Annotated in this window: 15 protein-coding genes; 4 read left to right on the top strand and 11 right to left on the bottom strand. The window is 38.1% G+C overall.

The window, feature by feature from the left end; translation table 11 throughout:
- Positions 1 to 6 precede the first annotated feature (6 nt).
- Positions 7 to 2751 (bottom strand): S8 family serine peptidase, encoded by a 2745-nt coding sequence (locus AC1M9H_RS07275; RefSeq protein ID WP_481613083.1) that lies wholly within the window; start codon positions 2749 to 2751, stop codon positions 7 to 9.
- Positions 2752 to 3087: 336 nt separating this feature from the next.
- Positions 3088 to 3828, bottom strand: coding sequence for a TorF family putative porin (locus AC1M9H_RS07270; RefSeq protein WP_180028850.1), 741 nt, complete (start codon positions 3826 to 3828; stop codon positions 3088 to 3090).
- A 688-nt stretch (positions 3829 to 4516) separates the two neighbouring features.
- On the opposite strand from AC1M9H_RS07270, the gene AC1M9H_RS07265 reads away from it, so the two are divergent.
- The gene (locus AC1M9H_RS07265) at positions 4517 to 5827 is read left to right on the top strand and encodes an OprD family outer membrane porin (RefSeq protein WP_481597440.1); all 1311 of its coding nucleotides are present in this window, start codon (positions 4517 to 4519) and stop codon (positions 5825 to 5827) included.
- A 102-nt stretch (positions 5828 to 5929) separates the two neighbouring features.
- Here AC1M9H_RS07265 and ppa read toward each other — a convergent pair whose 3' ends face one another.
- Positions 5930 to 6466, bottom strand: a complete 537-nt coding sequence (ppa, locus tag AC1M9H_RS07260) for an inorganic diphosphatase (protein ID WP_005233448.1) — start codon at positions 6464 to 6466, stop codon at positions 5930 to 5932.
- A 121-nt stretch (positions 6467 to 6587) separates the two neighbouring features.
- Positions 6588 to 6986, bottom strand: a complete 399-nt coding sequence (locus AC1M9H_RS07255) for an MAPEG family protein (RefSeq protein ID WP_035268067.1) — start codon at positions 6984 to 6986, stop codon at positions 6588 to 6590.
- A 100-nt stretch (positions 6987 to 7086) separates the two neighbouring features.
- Here AC1M9H_RS07255 and AC1M9H_RS07250 point away from each other — a divergent pair, with 100 nt between their 5' ends.
- The gene (locus AC1M9H_RS07250; RefSeq protein ID WP_035268065.1) at positions 7087 to 7470 is read left to right on the top strand and encodes a hypothetical protein; all 384 of its coding nucleotides are present in this window, start codon (positions 7087 to 7089) and stop codon (positions 7468 to 7470) included.
- Positions 7471 to 7506: 36 nt separating this feature from the next.
- On the opposite strand, the gene AC1M9H_RS07245 is transcribed toward AC1M9H_RS07250, so the two are convergent.
- Together AC1M9H_RS07245 and parC are read right to left on the bottom strand one after the other, a co-directional pair.
- Positions 7507 to 9180 carry a long-chain-fatty-acid--CoA ligase gene (locus tag AC1M9H_RS07245; RefSeq protein ID WP_481591500.1) on the bottom strand — a complete coding sequence of 558 codons (1674 nt, stop codon included), beginning with the start codon at positions 9178 to 9180 and terminating at the stop codon, positions 7507 to 7509.
- 150 nt (positions 9181 to 9330) lie between these two features.
- The gene (gene parC / locus AC1M9H_RS07240) at positions 9331 to 11547 is read right to left on the bottom strand and encodes a DNA topoisomerase IV subunit A (RefSeq protein WP_481607886.1); all 2217 of its coding nucleotides are present in this window, start codon (positions 11545 to 11547) and stop codon (positions 9331 to 9333) included.
- Between the two features lie 244 nt (positions 11548 to 11791).
- On the opposite strand from parC, the gene AC1M9H_RS07235 reads away from it, so the two are divergent.
- Positions 11792 to 13522 carry a hypothetical protein gene (locus tag AC1M9H_RS07235; RefSeq protein ID WP_481593219.1) on the top strand — a complete coding sequence of 577 codons (1731 nt, stop codon included), beginning with the start codon at positions 11792 to 11794 and terminating at the stop codon, positions 13520 to 13522.
- A gap of 34 nt (positions 13523 to 13556) precedes the next feature.
- Here the strand turns inward: AC1M9H_RS07235 and niaP are convergent, their stop codons facing one another.
- The 4 genes from niaP to AC1M9H_RS07215 form a co-directional block, all read right to left on the bottom strand.
- Complete coding sequence (niaP, locus tag AC1M9H_RS07230) at positions 13557 to 14876, bottom strand: niacin transporter NiaP (protein WP_481596093.1); 1320 nt, start codon at positions 14874 to 14876, stop codon at positions 13557 to 13559.
- Between the two features lie 143 nt (positions 14877 to 15019).
- Positions 15020 to 15664 carry a trimeric intracellular cation channel family protein gene (locus tag AC1M9H_RS07225; protein WP_481613082.1) on the bottom strand — a complete coding sequence of 215 codons (645 nt, stop codon included), beginning with the start codon at positions 15662 to 15664 and terminating at the stop codon, positions 15020 to 15022.
- 61 nt (positions 15665 to 15725) lie between these two features.
- Complete coding sequence (locus AC1M9H_RS07220; RefSeq protein WP_481613081.1) at positions 15726 to 16193, bottom strand: YchJ family protein; 468 nt, start codon at positions 16191 to 16193, stop codon at positions 15726 to 15728.
- Between the two features lie 53 nt (positions 16194 to 16246).
- On the bottom strand, positions 16247 to 17833 hold the full coding sequence (locus AC1M9H_RS07215) for a TerC family protein (protein WP_481608929.1): 1587 nt from the start codon (positions 17831 to 17833) through the stop codon (positions 16247 to 16249).
- Positions 17834 to 18182: 349 nt separating this feature from the next.
- Between AC1M9H_RS07215 and AC1M9H_RS07210 the strand changes: the two genes are divergently transcribed.
- Complete coding sequence (locus AC1M9H_RS07210) at positions 18183 to 18809, top strand: LOG family protein (protein ID WP_481591504.1); 627 nt, start codon at positions 18183 to 18185, stop codon at positions 18807 to 18809.
- A gap of 89 nt (positions 18810 to 18898) precedes the next feature.
- Here AC1M9H_RS07210 and AC1M9H_RS07205 read toward each other — a convergent pair whose 3' ends face one another.
- Complete coding sequence (locus AC1M9H_RS07205; protein ID WP_481613080.1) at positions 18899 to 20740, bottom strand: choice-of-anchor I family protein; 1842 nt, start codon at positions 20738 to 20740, stop codon at positions 18899 to 18901.
- Between the last annotated feature and the right edge of the window lie 25 nt (positions 20741 to 20765).

The raw sequence follows: 20765 nt of genomic DNA, 5'->3' as shown, positions 1-20765 counted from the left end.
CTTCGTCTAAAAATTATATTTTAAACCTACTTGTACTTGCTGATCAGCAGAATTCACAGCGTTACCATTTAGGTCACCAAATAGATTCCATTTATTATCACTTGTTGCGAAGTTCACCCCAACACCATACAAGAAATAATCTTTATCAAATGATGGCGCACGATAATCAACTGACACGCCATTTAACAAGTTTGAAGATAGATTTACCATTGGTAGATCACGGTCAATCGCATAAGCATATTCACCATAACCCACTAAAGATAATTGAGGTGTCGCTTTAAATTCTGCTCGCAAACCTAAATGAGCTTTAGTTTCTTTAGCCGTCACATCATTAACACTAACACCAAATTCAGATGATTCTTTAATCGCATCCATTGAAACGGTATTGTGGCTTAGAGCTAAATAAGGTGACAAGTTAAATTGATTAATTAAACGTTGATAACCAATTTCACCATAAACACCAAACTTATCCAAATCAGCATTTGCTAAAGAGTTTTCAGAGTTTACACCATCCGTAGCTAAACGGTTAAACTCAGCGTCACCGAAGCCATAATTCGCATTTGCACTTAAATAAACGTTCTTATTTAAATCCAACTTACCATACACACCTAAAGTCGTAAGATTGATCTCACTATTCCCGTTAGAAAGTGTGTACTTAGATTGCTCATCATAGTTAGTAACATAAGCACCAATCAAACCACGACCATCAATTGCAACATCTGCGCCCGCAGTTAGACTGTCGATTTCAGACTCAACAGAATCCCAACCTTTTGCGCTTGCCTTAGTATCAACTTGACCGTGAGCAATCCAAGCACCAGACTTGCCATTTTTGGCAACTTGGTAGTTGCGTTGTGCAATTTGAGCATTAACCATCGTATCATTCTTCAACAACACTGATGGCGTTTCTGCAAACATAGCGCCTGACACAGAGTTCATAACAGATTGAGCAGCTTCACTTGAAGATGCCTGTTGAATATTTTTAACATAGTCAACGAGCTGATCATTTGAACCATTTGCCTTAGCTTGAGCAGCCTCAACCATTAATTGATTGATAAGGTTACCTGACGGCGTAGAAATACCACCTGCAATTGTACCTGCAGCAGTAGCATCAGCAAATTGAACATCAACATACAATTGCTTATCAGTAGCGCGAAGCTCACCTACATCTAAGAATGCAGATTTAGATTCAACTGACTTAAACTCACCTGTTAATGACTGGGAATCAACAACTAAATACTCACCAGCAGTCACCATTTCTTTATTAGATGCGTAAACAGTTAAACCACCATCTAATTGAGCATCACCTTTTACAGTTAAATGATGATCTACACCATAAGCCAGTTTAGAACCAACAGATGAGTTAATTAAGTCACCGTTAACTGTTAAACGACCTTTTTCAGTGCTAACAACACCGTTATTATAAACCGAACCTACAGAACCAGTACCAGATAACGTAGCATTTTGATCATTCAAGACCACAGAAGACTGAAGTGAGCCATTAACAATGATTTCACCACTCTTAACAACAGTATCACCTGTGTACGTGCTATCCCCAGTGAATGCCAATGTACCAGCACCAGACTTAACAATTCCCCCATCACCTTTAATGTCATTTGAGAAAATATAAGTGCCATTGTCTACATTTGCTTCAAAGTCGCCAAAGTTATGACCTGTATAAGCAATACCTCCAAGCGCCTGAGTAGGATTGTAATAACCCCAACCAAATGTTTTGTTGTATAAGCCGTTTGATTCACTACCATCATCAATAAATGTTGAAGTAGTCAATAATACCTGTCGAACCTGGTTCATATCCATCCAAGGATATTTAGAAGCAATCACAGCAGCAACAGCAGTAACTTCAGGTGCGGCATTAGAAGTACCCGCATATCCAATATGCTCACCTGTTAAAGAATCAACCAATCCCCAACGTGTGAAATTAGCGGTTAAGCAAAAACGTTCTGCCACACCACAAGCATTTGATTGTGAATGCAATTCTTTCCCGTTATTTGCCATACCAGCAACAATCAACATACCCTTTTCAAGAGAATAATCATAACTAGGCAGATAGCCTTGAAGCGATGGATTATCTAAACCCTCATTTCCAGCAGAGTAGACAAGCAAAGCCCCTTTCTCAACAGCCTGACTAGCATAAGGTGCCATTGAACTTAAATAAATGTCAGCCTTATCATCAACATCAGAACCATATGAATTGTTGAAGATTAAAATATTATGGCGATCAATTAGATCATTAATTGCCATTAGAGTTTGAATAGTACCGCCAATTCCTGAGCCAGTGTCAGATGTACGTGCGCTATAAATTTCCGCAACATCTTTAGCAAAGCCCTCATTGTAATTGAAGCTCTCACCAGCCTTTTCACCAGCAATAACTTGGGCAGAATTAGTACCATGGCCTGTTAAATCTTGAAGCTCTAAAGGTTCATCACTTAGATCACGATAACTAACAGTACCATCTTGAATATTATTGCTGTATGAGTATTGACCTTTAAGAGCAGATGCCAACTGAGCAATAGAACGCACACCTGTATCAATTACACCCACTTTAACCTTATTACCCGAAGTATCTGTAGGGGTAACCTTAAAGTCATCAGGATTATATTCATATTTAGGAGTTTCAGGCTCAGGCGGTTGTGTAGTTCCAGGACCACCATCAATAGGCGGTTTTGTAACAGGCGGAGGAGCTGATGTAGAACCCGATCCACCACCCCCACAACCAATTAGGGCTAGACTCATTGATATAGATAAAATATTTCTTTGTTTTTTAAATTTTAAATTTATAGATTTCACGTAAAAATGCCCACTCGTATTTATAAATAAAACTGATTAAATTGTTAACTATTATACCAATTAATAAAAATTTTTATTATATTTTTCAAATATTTAATTAAACAACCACTATTAAAATATTCTAACAATTACTCACATTTACTGTGTTTCAATCCTCAATAATTACATATTTTTATAAATGTTATTAAACATGGATCTTTATGTAAAAAATTTCTAAATTAACTTTAAATTTAATGTAAAAAAAGCGACTCAGTTGAGTCGCCTTTTTTAATTGAATTGAGTTTAGAAGCTATAACCCAATGCTAATACCATTTTATTCTTTAAATTGTTTCCATAACGATCATCACCACCAATAATATAATTCATGCTTGCTGTGACACCTGTTTCCCCTAAAGCTTTACTTAGACCAATATCAAAGTGACGGAAATTAAAACTTTCTGACTCTGGTGTTTCTGCAACATACTTACCGTCTTTTTCATACACATATAAACCCAAAGCTGTGTCCAAGCTAAAATCGTTTGGTAGAGGATAACTATATGTAGCTTTTAAATATGTGTCTCCAGCGTTCCCCCAACCTGTATCCTCCAACAAAGTTTGAGCAGTTACTCCGACATCTTTGTAATTCAGACCGAGTAATAATTCAAAGCCATCATAAACTGAGGTTTCAACGTCATAATAATAGTAATAAGTTGTACCTACAGTAAAACCAGTGTTTTCATTGATTGAACCGTTGTAACCCACATAAAAATTATTTTCCATTGGATTGGTAGTACCGTAAGCATCTGTACCTAAAGTAGATGTCCACCACCCTGCGTACAATCCAGAACTATGGCTATAGTCTAATCCACCTTGTAATGTAGCTTCAGTATTTTCAGGAGCTGCCGTATTACCACGCAATATATAACTTGATAAAACACTGATATTACCCGATACAGAATGCGGTGAAGTTGGTACCTCAGCAAAACTAAATGTTGATGCAGATGCTACAACTGCTAGACCCAATGCTTGAATTGCTAATTTCATATTTATGTTCCCCCTCATCATGATGAGATGCTTTTTCGGTTTATTTGTTGAACTCATATATGAATTAGCAATAGCTATGCCAAAGTTAAAGGTGTTTAGATACAAAGGAATTAAAATAACGAGATAAAATAATTTAAATTAATGATTTTATTATTATATTTTTTTAAATTTCTTATTTTTAAAAATATTCAAAGAAATTTTTTTTGACGATTTACCTGAGTTAAAGACATATCTTTTTAGATCACACATTCATTTACAACTTGCCTCATTTTAAGGCTATTTTTTAATCAGCCTTACAGTTGGAGTATCAATTTAGTGCGTCACAAAAAGCAAGTGATCTCTGAAGCACATTAAAATTAAATAAAAATGAACTGAATAACTATCATTCTTATTTAAAATCCTTTATTCATCCTTGTCTGCTTCTAGAGTTACAAAAAAAAACGTGCCAGATTGACTAAATTAAATAAAAAAAAGAATATCAGGTTAAAAATAAATATATGTTATTAATAGTTAAATTTAATTTTATAATACTTTTAATCTTTAATAATTCACAACTTAGTTCAATTTATATACTTTTTGCTTATGACTTTAGGTGCGAAATTGTGAATAATAGAGCCAATTTTGTTATACATTACGTATACAAATACTAAACATTAACCATAATCATTTTGTATGAGGCTCTCTCCCAATGCAAAAATTCCAAAAACTAAGCTTAGCAGTTCTTATTCAAACTGCTTTAATTTCTACTGCATTTGCGAGTGAGCAAAGTGAATCAAAGGGCCTAGTCGCTGACGCGGAAGGTTCGGTTTTATTCCGTACTGGTTTTTTAAATCGTGACAAAAAAGATGGTTTAACAAACGATTCAAGTTCTACCGCTCAAACAGCAATAGTAAAATTAGAAACAGGTTTTACTGAGGGCATTGTCGGCTTTGGTGCTGGTATTATCGGTGATGCCTCATTTAAATTAGGCGCAAATAACAATACAGCTAACCAAATGATCCCTGTAGATGATAATGGCAATGCCTATGATCACTGGGTTCGTGGTGGTGGCTTTGTTAAAGCACGAGTTTCAAATACAACCATTACTTATGGTACACAAATTTCAGAAATCCCTGTGATCGCAAGTAACACAGCCCGTTTAACACCTGAGTATTTTACTGGTCTTTCTATTATCAGTAACGAAATAGATAACTTAAGTTTGTATGCAGGAAAATTTACTAAAAATCAATGGTCTAATGATATTAGTACTGATGAGCAAAATTTAGATCGTGCAGTCTATTGGGGTGCTAAATATAAATTTAATGATCAACTAAATTCTTCATACTATGGCTTAGATGTCAAAGACAAATTAGATCGTCATTATGCCAATGTGAACTATACACATGGTTTAAAAAATGATGCATCTTTAAGTTTAGATTTTTCTGGTTATCACACTGATTGGAAACAAGGTGCAGGTTCATCTGACCCACGTATTGACTTCCAAGATTTAAGCAACTCTATCTGGGGTGTTTCAGCAAGTTATAGTAAAGATGTTCACAATGTGATGATCTCGTATCAAGACAATGCTGGAAATACAGGTTATGACTATGCTTATAACTCAGATGGTTTACAAAGTATTTATGTACCAAACTCATATTTATCTGACTTTAATGGTAATGATGAGAAATCTGTTGGTCTTCAATACAACTACAACTTCAAAAATCACGGCTTAGCAGGCTTAAATTGGACGACTGCATTTGTTTATGGTTGGGATATTGATGTTGCTGAAAAAAACACTCCTTCGATAATTGTTGATCAAGCAGAAGAGCATGAATTCTTCAACCAGATCAAATACACCATCCAAACTGGATATCTTAAAGATGCAAGCTTAAGATTACGCCACTCTTATTTACGTGGTAGTGATACGTACAACAACGCTTCTGGCAATTACGTGAGTAATGCAATTGGTTCGACCAACGAATGGCGTATTTGGTTAGACATTCCCGTGAAATTATTCTAATTTTCAACTAAAAAGATCAATAAAAAAAACCTGCACTTTGTGCAGGTTTTTTATAAAAGCTACAAACTCAAAGTTTGTAGCTTTATTTATACATCAGGCAAATTATTTGTTTGCTTCTGCATAAGCAGCAATTGAGCTTAACACTTCTTGTTTAGCAACATCTGCACCTTCCCAACCACTTAACTTGACCCACTTACCTGGCTCTAAGTCTTTGTAGTGTTGGAAGAAATGTTCAATTTGACTAATCAATAAAGGAGGAAGGTCAGTATATTCTTGAACATCTTTATAGATTGGCGTTAATTTATCGTGTGGTACAGCGACAAGTTTCGCATCAACACCACCATCATCTTCCATATTTAATTTACCCACTGGACGGCAACGGATAACCGAACCTGGTTCTACAGGATGTGGAGTAACAACTAATACGTCTAATGGATCGCCATCAAGAGATAATGTATTTGGTACATAACCGTAGTTTGCTGGGTAGAACATTGCAGTACCCATGAAACGATCTACGAAAAGTGCATCTGAATCTTTATCAATTTCATATTTAATTGGTGCTGCATTTGCAGGGATCTCGATAATTACATAGATATCGTTTGGTGCATCTTTACCTGCAGGGATATTACTGTAGCTCATAGCAAACTCTTTACTGTCAGTGTTCATTAAAATGGGGTTGATTATAACGCTTTATTAAGCAATCATCATTCGATTATACAAGCTGAAGATGTATTTTAGGTATGGTGTTAGTCTGTTTTTCTTAGAGCAATCGAATAATTAATAAAAGCAATAAGATCGGACAAAGCATTGATAAGAACCAAACAATTGATCTAAGGGTCGCCCAATTACATAAATAACAAATCCCATAGATGATTCGTAAGACGATATACGCCGAACCTAATAGAATCACCAATTGTTGTTGAACAACCATATACTCAGCCATCAAAACTGCCGCAATAAATAATGGCAAACTTTCAAAGCTATTTTGCTGAGCTGCATTTGCTCGAGCCGCTAAGCCTGTGGTTTTAGACATGAATTCACGCGGATTTTGATTATCCTGCCCTTTAAAACCACCTGCAATTTTAGCAATGACTGTAAATAAATAAGGGAGTAAACAAGCAATTAAAATAAGGTAAATAACACCTTCAATACCGTGCATGGATTTCAGTCCAATGATTTAAGCTGGTTTTATCTTAGCATGATGTTTGTGCGATAATTTTAGTTAAATTATTTTGTTTATTAAAATTCTGAGTAATGGCATGACCAATTCTGACCAAAAAAAGTTATTTGATGTTCTCGAGTTACAAAAGCAACATCAAAAACGTGTCGATCGTGTGCTTTATATCGTTCTTCCGATTATGGCTTTCTTGATAAGCGTAATTTGTGCCAATATGAATTGGCAATCGACTCTCGGCACATTGCTGGTTCTCATCATCGCCTTTATCGCGGTGGGGATTAAACGAGCGAATAAATGGATCTGGCTGAGCATTATTTCTGTATATAGCTTAGTTGATATTTACTTCAGTTATTCAGGACAGTTACCGAGTTCTGCTGTAGGGCGTCATTTAGGTACAATGCTGACATTTACATTTATTATTGCAACAGCGCGACCTTATATCGACCGTTGGCTAATGAAAGAATAAATTAAAAAAGCGCCTTACGGCGCTTTTTTATTTGAATTATTTGCGTAAATCTTTACGAAGGATTTTACCAACATTCGATTTTGGCAATTCATCCATGAATTCAACATAACGAGGACGCTTATATCCTGTTAAGTTTTCTTTCGCAAAAGCTAATACTTCTTCTGTTGTTAATGATGGATCTTTCTTCACAACAAATAGCTTAGGCACTTCACCTGATTTTTCATCAGCTACACCAATCGCTGCAACCTCGAGTACTTTAGGATGTGTTGCAATCACTTCCTCGATTTCAGATGGGTATACGTTAAAGCCTGATACCAAGATCATATCTTTCTTACGATCAACAATCTTGAAGTAACCACGAGCATCCATGATACCGATATCACCAGTACGGAAGAAACCATCTGCGGTCATCACCTTAGCTGTTTCATCTGGACGGTTCCAATAGCCTTTCATGACTTGAGGACCACGGATTGAAATTTCACCTTGCTCACCTTGTGGAACTTCATTGCCATCGTCATCCAAGACAGCGACATCCGTTAAAGGTAATGGGATACCAATCGTACCGCTAAACTCTTCAGATGCTGGTGGGTTTGCCGTTGCAATAGGTGAAGTTTCAGAAAGACCATAGCCTTCAATAATATTTGTACCTGTGATTTTTTTCCAAGCTGCAGCAGTTGAAGGCAATACAGCCATACCACCACCCATCGCCATTTTTAATTTGCTATGGTCAAGTTGTTTGAATTCTTCATTATGAACGAGTGCGTTGAATAAAGTATTCACTGCTGGGAAGAAACCAGGCTGATATTTGCGTAGCTCTTTAATGACTGCAGGGAGATCACGAGGGTTAGGAATCAGTACGTTTGCTTGACCCTTGTACATACCATAAAGTGCACAAACCATGAATGCAAAGATATGATATAGCGGTAATGCACAGAAAATGCGATCGTCGCTCGCACCATCTTGAGCACCAAATTTAGATTGGAAAATACCATCTGCTTGCATTAAGTTTGCAACAAGGTTGCGATGTGTTAATTCCGCACCTTTTGATACGCCTGTTGTACCACCTGTATATTGCAATACAGCAGTGTCGCTCAACGTTGTTGCTGGACGCTTATAATGTGCAGTACTGCCTTTAGACATCGCAGTCGTGAATTTCACATGTCCTGGGATACTCCAAGCTGGAATTTGCTTACGCACTTTACGTAAAACAAAATTCACGAGTGTACCTTTTAAGGTACCTAACATATCACCTACTGTCGCCACGATCACATGCTTAACTGGCGTTTTACCAAGAATTGATTGATAAACAGAAGCGAAGTTTTCAATAATCACAAGCGCTTCAGTGCCTGAGTCATTCAGTTGATGCTCAAGTTCACGAGCTGTGTAAAGTGGGTTCACGTTGACAAGAACTAAGCCCGCACGGAATACACCAAGTGCCACTACTGGATATTGCAGTACGTTTGGCATCATGACCGCTACGCGAGAACCTTTTGCTAAACCAAGGCTTTGAAGATAGGCTGCAAATTGACGGCTCGCCGTATCAAGTTCATTGAACGTTAATGTTTTATCCATAAAGATAAAAGCATCACGCGAACCAAATTTCTGGAAGTTTCTCTCAAAAATATCAACAAGAGAGGTATTTTCTGGTGGTAACTCTACTGTTTGTGGAATTCCAGTTTTTTGGTATTCAGCGAACCAAATCTTTTCCATAATGCCATATTCTCCAATTAGTAATACTTGGTTTTAAACTCTTCTTTTCGATAATGTATTGAGCATCTTATTTAATTTATTGCTCAATAAAGCATCCATAGCCATAAATACATTTCATATATAACGTATTTTGTCGACTAGATGCTAGCTTTATCTTTGAATGAAGAGTTTATTTGCTTTTTGATAACCTCGTGGTAATACCTGCCCTTTTGAAGCACGTTTACCGATGTATTTCAGCAGATCATCACCTTTTAATTTCAATTGTTGTTGTCCAGCAACGACCTGAAGCACATCATCCAAGTTAAGTGTTGTCATAGACACAATGCGTTCCTTTGCATCCAACTGCATCAATTTATTACCTTTTCCTTTATTGAGCATTGGTAATTCTGTCAGCTCTGTCAGTAATAATCGTCCAGAACTGCTGAGTACAGCGATATGTGTACCATCAATTTGTTGCAATGGCATTGCGCTTGCATCATCTGCAAGCGTTAAAAACGCTTTACCCGCTTTAGCATTGGTGTCCAATTGTTTCGCTTGTGTTTTAAAACCATATCCTTTGGAGCTGATCGCTAATATTTCCACCTCATCTTCAGCAATCAGAATTTGTTGGAAATTTACTCCATTTGCTGGCGATAATTTCGAGCTTAATGGTTCACCTAAGCCGCGCGCTGAAGGTAATCCTGTAATTGGTAATGCGTAACTTCGACCAGATTGATCTAATACATACACTTTTTGATTAGATTTACCTTGTGCATGACTTAAATATTGATCTCCTGCACGGAAATTGACTTTATCTAGATCGATCTCATGTCCTTTCGCACAACGAATCCAACCCGCTTCCGATAAAATGACAGTGACAGGATCAGCTGGCATCAAATCTTGTTCACTAATCGCGGTCGCTTCTTCACGCTGAACAATTGGAGATCGGCGATCATCACCAAACTTTTTCGCATCTTCTTTTAATTCTGAAATGATCAGATTTTTTAAAGATTCAGGATTCGCCAATTGCTCTCGAATCACGGCTGCTCGAGCTTCAAGCTCTTCTTGTTCACGGTGAATTTCCATTTCTTCGAGACGCGCCAAATGACGTAATTTAAGCTCTAGAATGGCTTCGGCTTGAATTTCATCAATACCGAAATGTGACATTAAGACTTCTTTCGGATGATCTTCCTCACGAATAATGCGAATTACCGTATCAATATCTAAATACGCAATTAAAAGTCCCGCCAGAATATGTAGACGTTTTTCAATTTTATTCAAATGGTATTGCAAACGTCTCGTCACAGTCGTTTTACGAATTTCAATCCATTCCAATAAAATACGACGGATTGATTTTACTTGTGGACGACCATCAGCACCAATCATGTTCATATTGACGCGGTAGCTCGACTCAAGATCGGTCGTGGCAAATAAATGGCTCATGACCGCATCTGCATCGATACGATTTGAACGCAAGACAATTACCAAACGTGTTGGACATTGATGATCTGATTCATCTCGTACATCACTTACCAACGGTAATTTTTTTGCCTGCATTTGATCAGCAATTTGGCTGATAATTTTAGAGCCAGAAACCTGATATGGTAATTCACTGATGACAATTTCATTTTTTTCAACCGAATATACCGCACGCATGCGATAACTGCCGCGCCCAGTGCTTTGTGATTTCAGTAATTCATCAGCAGGTGTAATAATTTCTGCTTGAGTCGGTAAGTCTGGACCAGGAATATATTCAGCAACTTTTTCATCAGACAAATTCGGGTTACGAATCAGTGCAATTGTACCCTTAACAACTTCCCGTAAATTGTGTGGTGGAATATCTGTTGCCATTCCCACCGCAATTCCCGTCGTACCATTTAAAAGAATATTCGGTACGCGTGCTGGTAAATTTACAGGCTCTTTTAATGAACCATCAAAGTTATCTTGCCAGTCGACAGTTCCTTGACCTAACTCAGAGAGCAGGACTTCACTATATTGTGATAGTTTGGCCTCGGTATATCGCATTGCAGCAAACGACTTTGGATCATCTGGTGATCCCCAGTTGCCCTGCCCTTCAATAAATGGATAACGATAACTAAATGGCTGTGCCATTAAGACCATTGCTTCATAACAAGCAGAATCACCATGCGGATGATATTTACCTAAAACATCACCAACTGTACGTGCTGATTTCTTGGGTTTACCACTATGCTTTAGACCAAGCTCGCTCATCGCATATACGATACGGCGTTGTACAGGTTTTAATCCATCACTAATATGAGGCAATGCACGATCCATAATCACGTACATCGCATAGTTTAGGTAAGCTTGTTCTGTAAATTCTGCTACAGAACGATTCTCTGTCGCTTGGTGCGCAAGGCTTGTCATTGAATCGTGAAATCCTAATGAATGAATAGTTTAAGGGTGTATGCTAGTCTCCCAAACTGCGAAGAACAAGCAAGGTTGGACACTTTGTAAAGATAAAATAACAAAAAAAAGGCCAGTTGGTTTTATTTCATTTTAAATTGGACTTTTTTCTTGTATCCAATTAATTTTATTGAATATACAATAATCAAAACACAACTTTATAACAAATGCTTTTACATACGCTCATCGTATGAACGGAACAAACATGCATAATTACATTCCTTATGATCTTCGCTCAAAATTATTTCAAATTGACCCTAATCTAGATGTTCATTGGCAAACGCGTTTAAAAAATATTTTTAATAGTGTTCCCGCACCAATACAAGGTCTGATCCAGGAACAATTCCTGACTGCGAAGAATATTTACTGGGATCAACATCGACAATCATTCACTTTTAAGGGCATTGTTGGTCTTCAGGATTTAAGCAGTCATTTAATCTCACCGAAAATGCGAACTTTGGCTGAAAAGATCGCAGCCACTTTAGAAACGCTTAAATCATATCAAGACGTAATTAAAATCGCCGATTACTTAGAAACTGTACAAAATCAAATTGATCGTATTGAAACAGAAGAAGATCAAAGTTTTCTTAGAGACAAACAACTCCTACGAAAAACTTTTTTATATGATGCTGCAAATATCATCAAAACACTCGACTTAAATGTTCCTGATAATTGCCGACATTTAACAGCTGAAGAAATTCGTACTTTTATTCTTGAAGTTCATATTAAACATCAAATTCTAGGCTATTGGTTCAAAACCATCCTCCCGAGACAACTGAAGCAAATTAGCCATCCATTATTCCAAGACTTTATTATTCAAGAACAAAAAATTCGTGATTTTGATGTCATTGAAAGCAGTCAGTATTTATATCTGGTCGCGACCATTCATGACTTTAGACAGAACCCATATTCTATCCGCCGCTTTTTAATGGAAGAAAAGCTAGGTCTTGAAGATCGAGTTTACCTAAATGGCGTGGTGTTAGATAAGAAACGCTTAAATGATCCAAGCTATTTAGAACAATTTAAATGGCAAGTCAGTCGAATTATTACGATCCAACGACAGATCACGACTCCTATTTTGGATCTGATGGAAAAATTTCATAACGTCAATTTTGATCTGTTATTACCATTACTCAAAAAACCGCTCGATGCTTCTGGATTTTCAGTCGAACAAGTCATTAACGAGCGACTTTTAGATTTCGAAAAAGCTTTAACCCTTGAGATCTTGCAACCTTTTCAATATGCACTGCGTCATTCAATTCGTCACCCTGATGAATTTGATTATTGTTTTATCAGTATGCATCGTCTGTTCTCTGATATTGCGAGTTTTTATAAAGACTTTTCAAGTGAACCCATTATCGCCTTCAATACTCAAGCTCAAATTTTCGAATATAAAATTTTATCCTATTTAAAATTGATGGAAAAAAGACGACATACTATTTTCGTGAGTTTAGATGCAGAGTCTTATGCGGCAAGTCATAGCAAATCTCAAGCAGCGATTGAGCAAGTCAAAACTATTATTGCCGATGCTCTAGACCAACATAAAGTCAATCAAATTGCTTTTAATCAGAAAAAAAGAGAACTCGAAAGCCAATCAAACAAAGGATTCTTTCAAAAAATGTTTGATAAAACTGAAAAGTTAAAATCGGAGCTTGAAGCGCTTAAATTGGCTGGAATTAATAATCGACGAATTGCATATTTAGATCTCGTGAAAGTGCCCAAAAAACATGATGAAACGACGGTGTACCTTGAGTTTGAAAGTTTGATTTCAATTAATCAGACTGAGCGTCACTATGCTTTTGTCAATGGCGACAATGGGGTATCAGCTTTGCCTATTTTAATTCAACTCCCTGAAGATAAAGAAAAATTCAATCTTCAGCAAGTGTCGAACACATTACATTTTGACTTAACTAAAGCACGTCAAAAATGGGTCTAAAAAAGAGGAGCTTAGCTCCTCTTTTTTCACAGATTTACATCCCCATAGACTCAAGTGTCTTACCTTTGGTTTCCTCACCGAGCACCAAGATCACGGCTGCAACTGCCAATAATACAGCGGTAAACATCATAAATACTTGGCTAAATCCATTTGAAGCCACCATCATATGGGTAACCACTAAAGGTGCAACAATCCCACCAATACGCCCAATTGCTGCTGCCCATCCTGATCCGAAAGCACGAATATTTGCAGGATATTGTTCAGGCGTGTAGGTATATAAAACGCCCCATGCACCAAGATTAAAGAATGACATCAAGCATCCCCAGAACATGATCATCGCTACGGTATCAGCCTGCCCAAAGAAATATGCTGATACTGCACACATTGCAATAAAGCCTGAAAGCGTCGCTTTACGCCCTAACTTTTCAACGAGCCATGCCGCGACAATATAACCTGGCAATTGTGCTAAAATCATCCCGAGAACATATTCAAAAGACTGCACAATGGTATATCCCTCTTTGACTAAAAGACTTGGTAACCACGTAAAAATACCGTAATACGAATAAACAATCCCAAACCAAATTAACCACAGCATTAAACTGCGCTTAGCGAAACCGCTTGACCATAACTGACCAAAACTGACATTTGAATGTGTTGAAACTGGTTTCACTTCAATTTTTTCGATGACTTCGACACCACACTGTCGCTCGATTTTTTGCACAATCGCGTGCGCTTCATTAATACGACCTCGATTGATCAAGTAAGGAACAGATTCCGGAACTTTTTTTAGAATGACGAAGACATAAAGTGCAGGCAAACCACCCAATAAAAATGCAACATGCCAGTCAAATTTGGGGATGACAAAATAAGAAACCAGTGCAGCACATAACCATCCTAGCCCCCAGAAGCTTTCAAGTAACACAATAAAGCGACCACGAACATGGGCTGGAATGTATTCACTCACTAAAGTCACGGCAACTGGTAACTGTCCGCCTAAGCCTAAACCTACAATAAATCTAAAGATTAATAACCATGTTAAATTTGGTGCGAAAGCACAAAGAGCTGTTGCTATACTATAGATGACCAAAGTTGTAGCAAATACTGCTTTACGCCCGATTCGATCTGCCAGTCCACCAGAGAACACTGCACCTATCGCCATCCCCACAAAGCCTATGGATACAACCCAACCTTTTTCAGCAGGCGTCATTTGCCAGTCTTCAGCCATCTTCGCCAAGATAAAGGAAATTAGTCCAGTATCCATTGCATCAAACATCCAGCCTAATCCAATCACCCACAACAAGGTGTAGTGAAATTTACCAATAGGTAAACGCTGTATTCGTGAGATTAAATCCATAGCATGCTCTCTGTGAGGAGTGATTTAAATACAACCAATGACAATCGCTGTTTTCTCAACACTGCTTATTTTTATTTTCTAAAGAACCATATAAAAATGACCGATCACATTATCGGCCATTTTGAAAGATGAGTGTAAAAAGTTTAATTTACATCTTTTGATGACGCCGACTGTTCATCATCATCTTTATAAATAAATTTTGGCATTTCAAGGCCAAAGTAAATTGCGATACAACGCAATGTGAAACCAAAAATAAGAGTAGAAATAATGGTGATATCTTGTGAAAAACCGACTTCGATACAGCCCCAATAGAAAATGACCGCAACAAAAGAAATACTGGCATAAAGTTCGCGACGGAAGACTAAAGGCACATCGTTACATAAGATATCTCGTAAAATACCCCCTGAAACGCCTGTCAATACCCCTGCCACTGCACAAACCACGAAACCCTGTTCCATTTGAATCGCAATTTGACAACCAATAATGGTAAAACCTATCAGACCTAAGGCATCTAGAAGTAAGAATACCGAACGTAGATGTCGCATCCATTTTGCGATAAAAATCGTAAATAATGCTGCACAACATGTAAGTACTAGATATTCAGGATGTTTCACCCAAGTTAAAGGATAGTGCCCTAGCAAAACATCACGAACTGATCCTCCGCCCAAAGCAGTCACACAGGCAATAATAATGACACCAAACCAATCCATACTTCGTCGACCTGCAGACAAGGCGCCTGTCATCGCTTCCGCAGTAATCGCAATAATATAAATAACGGTGAGTAACATTGCCCTACTTCCAAATGAGGGTTTTTAATGCGCAATATTCTAAGTTAATTAAAAATTAATTCTAGAGAAATCGCGCACAACATTGCTTAAATTTTTTTCCTGATCCACAAATACAAGTCTGCTTCATCGTCACAGTTTGATCTGTCGTTGGGTCTAAAAAATACCACTGTCTATTGGTGAATACGAAATTTGAGGTTTCATGATGGAGATGTACCTGATCGACATGTTGGTAATGTGCTTTGAATTCAACTTGAGCATGGGTTTTATCCAGACGAGGTAAATGCTGAATAACCTCTAATTTTAACCACTGATTGCTCATCGCCCAATCCCGAATGGCAGCAATGTCTAAATGACTTTGCTGACCTGATGCTGTGGTACTCACAATATAGTCGATTTCATGTTTAGCGAATGCACTATAGCGAGAACGCATGAGCTGTTCAGCACTTTCTGCAACACGCTGACCACGATGTAAAGGTTCACAACAGTGTGTATAAATTCCATGCCCGCAAGGACAATTGAGTTCGGACATCAATATTCCAAAAAAATAGCACCTAATGAGATGCTATTTTAACTGAGTTTAAATCATTCTGATGGGTCTTGTTTTACGATGGGTACAATATGTACTTTTTCGATTTTATGACCATCCATTGTAACCACCTCAAATAGATACCCTTCTGCTTCAAAGGTTTCTCCATTTTCAGGTAAATGTCCTAAATGGAATAAGATATAACCAGACAGCGTAGAATACTGTTCTGACTCATCAACTAAATCACGATCAAGCAATAATGAAATATGACGAATATCAGTTGAACCCTCGAGCATGAGTGAACCATCCTCTAAGCTTTCAACTGCAGTTTCTATTTCATTTTCGTTCGGGAATTCACCCGCAATCGCTTCTAAAATATCAATCGGTGTTGCAATACCCTCAATGGAACCATATTCATTGAGCACAATCGCCATTTGTAAGGGTGCCTGACGCAATTGATCCATCACCATTAAGACTTGAGCGCTTTCATGGACAATGACAGGCTCTCGAATGTGTTTTTCGAAATTAAAATCGCCTGATTCAATATAGTCATTCAAAACGTTATGCGTGAGCACCACCCCAGCAATATTGTCTAGCTCGCCATGTGCAACGATCAAACGTGAATGTTTCATAGAAAGCACTTGATGTTTAATACTTTCAGGATCGTCATCTAAATCGATCCATTCGAGTTCTGGACGTGGGGTCATTAATGATTTGACTGGTCGCTCAGATAAACCTAATACTCCTTGCAACATCACGCTTTGGTATACAGCATTCTCATCCGAGAACATTTCCTCTACCAACGCTTGGGTAGCCAAAACATCATCCGTATTTGTCGATTGAGCATCTGCCGTTTTTGACTTACCACCAAGCATACGAATGACGGCAGATGCTGTTTTGAAACGTAAATCAGTCGTTGTTACCGTTTTTTCTTGGTTACGGCGCATCAATTGATTTAAAAACTCAATCAGGACAGAGAAACCAATTGCAGCGTATAGATAACCCTTCGGAATGTGGAAGCCTAGGCCTTCGACAACCAATGAGAAACCGATCATCATCAAGAAACATAGACACAGAATCACCACAGTTGGATGCTTATTCACAAAGTCCATGAGGGCTTTAGAGGCCCATAGCATGATTCCTATCGCAATAATTACGGCGATCATCATGACCGAAAGATCTTTGACCATACCGACTGCTGTAATCACACTGTCGAGTGAGAACACTGCATCCAATACCACGATCTGTACAATGACCATCCAAAATGCAGCATGAACAGGATTTTCTTCTTTAACATGAACTTTACTTTCTAGACGTTCATGTAGTTCTAAAGTTCCCTTCATTAACAAGAAAATACCGCCAAAAATCAAAATAAGATCTCGGGCTGAAAACGGATGATCAAAGATATGGAATAATGGATTCGTTAACGTGATAATCCAAGCGATTGACGCCAAAAGGATTAGGCGCATGCCAAGCGCGAGCGTTAAGCCTAAAATTCTGGCTTTATTGCGTTGCTCAGGCGGCAGTTTTTCCGCCAAAATCGCGATAAAGACGAGATTATCAATCCCGAGAACAATTTCTAAAATAATTAAAGTTAAGAGTCCCACCCATGCGGAAGGATCAGACATCCATTCAAAAATCATGAGTTACACTCCCACGTTTCAGGAAGATGGGATTCATTTAAACCAAAGTGATGAGGCAAAGTTATAAATGCAGTATTTAAATTTAGAAAATAAATAATATTTTGTTCTATTGAGCGATGTCGATCACTACTCATATTGATGTATTGGTTGCCGAACAGATTTTCAGTATAGAAAAGATTTTATTGCAATTCACTATTTTTTCGGTGAATCAAGATTGGCTTTATCAATCATTTTGGAATGAAACTACAAAATATTTCAAAAAATTCTTATTTATCTATACAGTTGTCACCTTTCTTGCTTAGATTAAACTGCATGATGAAGTTCATTTAAAAAAGGTGAGTAAATAAATATGAATACAAGCGTTCTTAATAACACCTTAGAGACCGATACATCAGTTAAATCAAAAGCAACTCAATGCCTTATTGCACTTTATTGTGGTTCTCGTTTTGGCAATAATCCTATTTACCAACAAAAAGCCATTGCTTTGGCTGAAAAAATTGCAAGGCAAGGATTTGGCATTGTATATGGTGGTGCAAGTATCGGATTAATGGGACAAGTCGCAGATACAGTCATTGAAAACAATGGTGAAGTTGTTGGTGTTATTCCTGAATTTATGCTTGATTACGAGGTTGCCCATAATCAGTTAACAGAACTTCACGTGGTAAGAACAATGCATGAACGCAAAGCCATGATGGCTGAACGTGCTAGTGCTTTTGTTGCGCTCCCGGGAGGTTTAGGTACATTTGAAGAAATCTTAGAAATCGCAACTTGGGGACAGTTAAATCAACACCAAAAACCAATGATTATTTATAACGTCAATGGATTCTATAATGCCTTGATTGCACAACTCGATCATGCAGTAGAAGAAGGTTTTCTACCTGCTCAACATCGGGCAAAAATCATCGTATGCGAGCATTCACATCAAATCATCAATGCCATCGCAAACATGAAATGCCCTGAACAATTCGTGGTCTAAATTCGACAAGACTTTAAAGCATTACGCATGACGGGTAAAAAATAAAAGAGCCATATGGCTCTTTTATCATACATCTACACGATCAGGCTCTATTTCAACGTGATTTGATACGTTGCTGTAGTACCACTGACTTCATTCCCTACAATCAGTAAAGGCGTACCCGTTGGAGATTCTTTTGCGGCAACAAAGGTTAATCCTTCAGGACCTAAGTCTCCTGCCTGACCTTCCTCGATATCGGCAGTGGTTGCATCAAGTTTTCGCGAATGAATATATTGCACAAATTGGGGTTGGGCAGGATTGGAGATGTCATATACCATCACGCCTCCAACTCGTTCTAAACCAATAAATGCATAAGTTTTCTGGCCGATTTGACCGATCACCACGCCTTCTGGCTCTGGTCCCTTATTGTCACTACGATTATCGAACCCTGCTTCTTCATGGTTTGCATTAAAGATCTCAGGATGGTGCTGAGCAATATATTGTTCAAAATCATCACCCGAATCCCAAACCAGCTCTAATCCTGTTTGAGCATCATTTTCTGTCCAAATACTGACAGATCGTGCCCCGAAGCTATATAAATGATCGTAAACTAAATTGCCTCGAGCATTGAGTTTAGGTGTGCCATCAGTATTCTTTTGATAACCTTCAGTCCAAGTGATATTCAAACGACCAAGCATCTTGTCTTCACGGCATCCTTTAGCATCGCCATCGATCGCTCCACAATATGCAAAATGCAGAGGATTCAATTCAGCACCTTTCGCCAGTGCTCTTAATTGTGGTGGCAGATCTTCACCTTGCCGTCTGTCGAAACCATCTTTATGGAATAGATGCTTCGCACGCCATTCTTCAACAAAACCCTTTTTAATATTACCTTGAGCATTCGGATTATCCTTCAATCTCTCTCCCCAATATTCAGGATCATCTTCACCCCAAGCACGAGCATCCCCTTCATTGGCAGTGACAATATACGTTTTACCATTGACTTCGTAACTTGAGATCGCATCTGGCATATATAAGCCACGAACATGCTGCCAAGTTTGAATATTGATCTTCGCAAGACCATTTTCACCATCGGCATCACTGACATCTAAACCATGACCTTGTAAGCCATGATCTTTAAAACCGAGCGGATAAACAGCCATGACTTTGGCATTTAAAACATCCACCTTAGCTAAGGCATTATTTTCCTGTAATGCGATCCATGCAATTTTGCCATCTGCGCTGAGTGTGATGTATTCAGGTTCAAAATCTTGCGCTACTGTTGCATTTGGACCATAAATTCGCACACCTTGATCACGTAATAGCTGTGCTAGACTGTTAAAGGCTTTGAAGTCAGCCGTTTTTGCAACTGGTTTGTTCAAATTTGAGAGATCAATGATTGAAATCGAACCTTCGGGATCAATCGCATAATCATGAGATGGCTCTCCTTCATTCGCCACCAATAAGGTTTTACCATCTGCACTAAAGGTCAGCATATCGGGTAGAGAACCCACTGGAACTTGGGCAATAAAGCTCGAATCATTGGCATTAAAAAGTGCCACGATTCCTGGATCTGTTTTATCTTTGGCTTGTACAGCTAAGGCAACAATTCCATTTTTTACAGCAACACTATTTACTTCTGAGTCTGTTAAATATGATTTAGCATCTAAAGAGCCAATCCATTTAGGTTGCTGAGGTTGGCGATAATCAAAAATATCAACCACGCCTTCTTTTGCGTTTACAACAAACAATCTTTGGCTTTGTGCATCATAGGCAGGTATCTCTGCTGCGCTGACCGCAAAACCACGACTTTCTGTACGACTGAGATAGTTGAGTTCAATCGATTCAGGCGTAATATTTGGTACTGATGTGATATTGTTAGTGTCATCATTACATGCCCCTAGCCCCAATGCACACATTGCGATCACAAGTGCGTTAGACTTTAGCTTCATTTTTTTAATCTTCTTATGATGTTGT

The organism is Acinetobacter sp. ANC_7512, assembly GCF_056779935.1.
Note: the sequence above shows the minus strand (reverse complement) of the source record. Positions and strands in the feature narration are given on the sequence as shown.

What these genes read in the sequence shown, in the direction of transcription:
- AC1M9H_RS07275 (WP_481613083.1), bottom strand. Translation starts at nt 2,751, where the DNA reads ATGAGTCTAGCCCTAATTGGTTGTGGGGGTGGTGGATCGGGTTCTACA.
- AC1M9H_RS07270 (WP_180028850.1), bottom strand. Translation starts at nt 3,828, where the DNA reads ATGAAATTAGCAATTCAAGCATTGGGTCTAGCAGTTGTAGCATCTGCA.
- AC1M9H_RS07265 (WP_481597440.1), top strand. Translation starts at nt 4,517, where the DNA reads ATGCAAAAATTCCAAAAACTAAGCTTAGCAGTTCTTATTCAAACTGCT.
- ppa (WP_005233448.1), bottom strand. Translation starts at nt 6,466, where the DNA reads ATGAGCTACAGTAATATCCCTGCAGGTAAAGATGCACCAAACGATATC.
- AC1M9H_RS07255 (WP_035268067.1), bottom strand. Translation starts at nt 6,986, where the DNA reads ATGCACGGTATTGAAGGTGTTATTTACCTTATTTTAATTGCTTGTTTA.
- AC1M9H_RS07250 (WP_035268065.1), top strand. Translation starts at nt 7,087, where the DNA reads ATGACCAATTCTGACCAAAAAAAGTTATTTGATGTTCTCGAGTTACAA.
- AC1M9H_RS07245 (WP_481591500.1), bottom strand. Translation starts at nt 9,180, where the DNA reads ATGGAAAAGATTTGGTTCGCTGAATACCAAAAAACTGGAATTCCACAA.
- parC (WP_481607886.1), bottom strand. Translation starts at nt 11,547, where the DNA reads ATGACAAGCCTTGCGCACCAAGCGACAGAGAATCGTTCTGTAGCAGAA.
- AC1M9H_RS07235 (WP_481593219.1), top strand. Translation starts at nt 11,792, where the DNA reads ATGCATAATTACATTCCTTATGATCTTCGCTCAAAATTATTTCAAATT.
- niaP (WP_481596093.1), bottom strand. Translation starts at nt 14,876, where the DNA reads ATGGATTTAATCTCACGAATACAGCGTTTACCTATTGGTAAATTTCAC.
- AC1M9H_RS07225 (WP_481613082.1), bottom strand. Translation starts at nt 15,664, where the DNA reads ATGTTACTCACCGTTATTTATATTATTGCGATTACTGCGGAAGCGATG.
- AC1M9H_RS07220 (WP_481613081.1), bottom strand. Translation starts at nt 16,193, where the DNA reads ATGTCCGAACTCAATTGTCCTTGCGGGCATGGAATTTATACACACTGT.
- AC1M9H_RS07215 (WP_481608929.1), bottom strand. Translation starts at nt 17,833, where the DNA reads ATGATTTTTGAATGGATGTCTGATCCTTCCGCATGGGTGGGACTCTTA.
- AC1M9H_RS07210 (WP_481591504.1), top strand. Translation starts at nt 18,183, where the DNA reads ATGAATACAAGCGTTCTTAATAACACCTTAGAGACCGATACATCAGTT.
- AC1M9H_RS07205 (WP_481613080.1), bottom strand. Translation starts at nt 20,740, where the DNA reads ATGAAGCTAAAGTCTAACGCACTTGTGATCGCAATGTGTGCATTGGGG.